Origin of the sequence: Streptomyces sp. NPDC090445 (assembly GCF_044769385.1) — a bacterium.
In the GTDB taxonomy this organism is placed as follows: domain Bacteria; phylum Actinomycetota; class Actinomycetes; order Streptomycetales; family Streptomycetaceae; genus Streptomyces.
This window is the reverse complement of the sequence record NZ_JBIVXV010000070.1, coordinates 1-3,061: the sequence shown is the minus strand read 5'-3', so window position 1 is coordinate 3,061 and position 3,061 is coordinate 1. Positions and strand designations below refer to the sequence as shown.

The following is a 3,061-nucleotide window of genomic DNA, read 5'->3' as shown; positions in this document are numbered from 1 at the left end:
GGCGTGGCCGGAGACCGGCCGTCCGCGCCGGGCCGGTATCTCCTCGTTCGGCTTCAGCGGCACCAACGCCCACACGATCATCGAACAGGCACCGGAAGCCGACGGCGTCACGCCGGACGGGCCTCCGCAGCAGCAGCCCGGTGTCATGCCGTGGGTGCTGTCCGCCAAGACCGACTCCGCCCTGCAGGTCCAGGCCGAGCGGCTCGCCGCCCGGATTGCCGAGGACGAGTCCCTCGAACCGATCGATGTGGCCTTCTCCCTGGCCACGTCCCGGTCGGCCCTCGACCGCCGTGCCGTTGTCGTCGCGGGGGAGCGGGACGAGTTCCTGGCGTCCCTCACCGCGGTCGCTGCCGGTGAGCAGGCGCCCGGCGTGTTGCGTGGAACCGTGGCCGGCGGCGGCGCCTCGGCCTTCCTGTTCACGGGCCAGGGCAGCCAGCGCCTCGGCATGGGGCGCGAGCTGTACGAGGCCTTCCCGGTGTTCGCCGATGCCCTCGATGCCACCTGCGCCCGGATGGACGCCCACCTCGAACTTCCGCTGAGGGACGTGCTGTTCGGTGCCGATACGGCGGTGCTGGACCGGACGGAGTACACGCAGCCGGCGCTGTTCGCGGTTGAGGTGGCGCTGTTCCGGCTGGTGGAGAGCTGGGGTGTGCGGCCGGACTACCTTGCCGGCCACTCCATCGGTGAGATCGCCGCCGTGCATGTGGCGGGTGTGCTGTCCCTGGACGACGCGTGTGCCCTGGTGGCGGCCCGTGGTCGGCTGATGCAGGCGCTTCCGGCCGCCGGTGTGATGATCGCGGTGCAGGCGTCTGAGGATGAGGTTCTGCCGCTGATCGGCGGGGGCGACCGGGTGAGCATCGCCGCGATCAACGGCCCGCAGTCGGTCGTCATCGCCGGTGACGAGGACGCCGCGCTCGCCATCGCCGCGGCCTTCGAGGCCCAGGGCCGGAAGACCAAGCGGCTGACGGTCAGCCACGCGTTCCACTCGCCGCACATGGACGGCATGCTGGACGACTTCCGCGAGGTCGTGGCGGGGCTGGCGTTCGCGGCCCCCGCCATCCCGATCGTGTCGTGCCTGACGGGTGCCGTCGTCACCGACGAGATGAGCTCGGCCGAGTTCTGGGTCCGGCACGTCCGTGAGGCCGTGCGCTTCCTGGACGGCGTCCGCACGCTCGAAGCCGCCGGTGTGACCGCGTACATCGAGCTCGGCCCGGACGGGACCCTGTCCGCACTGGCCCAGGGCTGCACGGCCGGCGACGCCGACGGCATGGTCTTCGTACCCGTGCTCCGGAAGGAGCGCGACGAGACCGAAACGGTCACCACCGCCCTCGCCCGGGCGCACGTTCACGGTGTCGCCGTCGACTGGGACGCCTTCTTCGCGGGCACGGGTGCCCGCCGGGTGGACCTGCCGACGTACGCGTTCCAGCGGCAGCGGTTCTGGCCGAGTGCGGCGGCGTTCGTCGCCGGGGACCCGGAGTCCATCGGTCTGGGCGATGCCGCGCACCCGCTGCTCGGTGCGGCGGTGGCGCTCGCCGACTCGGAGGGTGTGCTGCTCGCCGGCCGGCTGTCGCTGGACACGCAGCCGTGGCTCGCCGACCACGTCATCCACGGCAGCGTCCTGCTGCCCGGTACGGCCTTCGTGGACCTGGCGATCCGTGCCGGTGACCAGGTCGGCTGTGATGTGGTGGAGGAGCTGACGCTGGAGGCGCCGCTCGTCCTGCCCGAGCGGGGCGGCGTGCAGCTCCAGGTGGTCGTCGAGGCGCCTGCGGCGTCCGGTGGCCGGCCGTTCGCGGTGTACTCGCGCCGTCAGGACGCGCTTGCCGAGGAGTCGTGGACCCGCCACGGGTCCGGTGTCCTGGCGGCCGGTGCCCGGCCCGAGGCCGAGCAGGGCTTCGACGAGCTGGCCGCCTGGCCGCCGGCCGGAGCCGAGCCGGTCGACGTGCACGGGCTCTACGCGGAGCTGGCCGAGGAGGGCGTCTCCTACGGGCCGCTGTTCCAGGGCCTGAAGGCGGCCTGGCGCCGCGGCGGCGAACTGTTCACGGAGGTCGTGCTGCCGGAGGACGGTCACGGTGATGCGGCCCGGTTCGGGCTCCACCCGGCACTCCTCGACGCCGGTCTGCACGCCATCGGGCACGGCGACCCCGCCGCACAGGCCGATGCCGGTGCCCTGCTGCCGTTTTTCTGGGCGGGTGTCTCGCTCTACGCGGTGGGCGCCTCCGCCCTCCGGATGCGCCTGACCCCGGCTTCGCCCGACGACGCCCACACCCTCGGCCTGCTGGTCGCCGACGAGACCGGACGCCCGGTGGCGGCCGTGGAGTCGCTGACGCTGCGCCCGGCCTCCGCCGACCAGGTGCACGCGGCCGGCGGCAACCTGGAGTCGCTGTTCCGGGTGGAGTGGCTGCCCGTGCCTGCTGCGCCCGTCGCGGCCGCTGCCTCCGGCGACCTCCGCTGGGCCGTGCTGGGGCAGGACGGGATCGGGCTGGGCGGGCCGGCCGGTCCGGGCGCCCAGGTCACCGAGTACGCCGACCTCGCCGAGCTCGGTGCAGCCCTTGAGGCGGGGGAGCCGGCTCCCGATGCCGTCTTCGTCCTCCCGGCCGCCGCCGAGCAGCCCGAGGACATGGCCGGCCGCGTCCACGGCGCGGTGAACGCGGCGCTGGCCGCCGTCCAGGAGTGGCTGGCGGACGAGCGGTTCGCGGCCACGCCCCTGGTGTGGCTGACCGCGGGCGCCGCCGCCGTCGAACGCGGTGCGGGGGTGCAGGACCTGCCGGGCAGTGCGGTGCGCGGTCTGCTGCGCTCGGCGCAGTCGGAGAACCCCGGTCAGCTGGTCATGATCGACCTGGGTTCGGACCCGGCGTCGCCGGCGGCCCTTCCCGCCGCGCTGGCAGCGGGGGAGCCGGAGCTGGCGATCCGCGGCGGTGTCGTCACCGCCCCGCGCCTGGTCCGTGTGGCGTCGTCCGAGAGCGTGCCCGAGGTGTCGGCCGCGGTGCTGGGCGACCCGTCCGGGACCGTGTTGGTCACCGGTGCGACCGGTGGTCTGGGCCGGCTGTTCGCGCGGCACCTG

The 3,061-nt window shown here is 74.2% G+C and carries 1 protein-coding gene; it reads left to right on the top strand.

The window, feature by feature from the left end:
* Positions 1–3,061, top strand: a 3,061-nt coding sequence (locus tag ACIQUT_RS40215) for an acyltransferase domain-containing protein (protein ID WP_403570683.1), incomplete at both ends; no start/stop codon positions are given.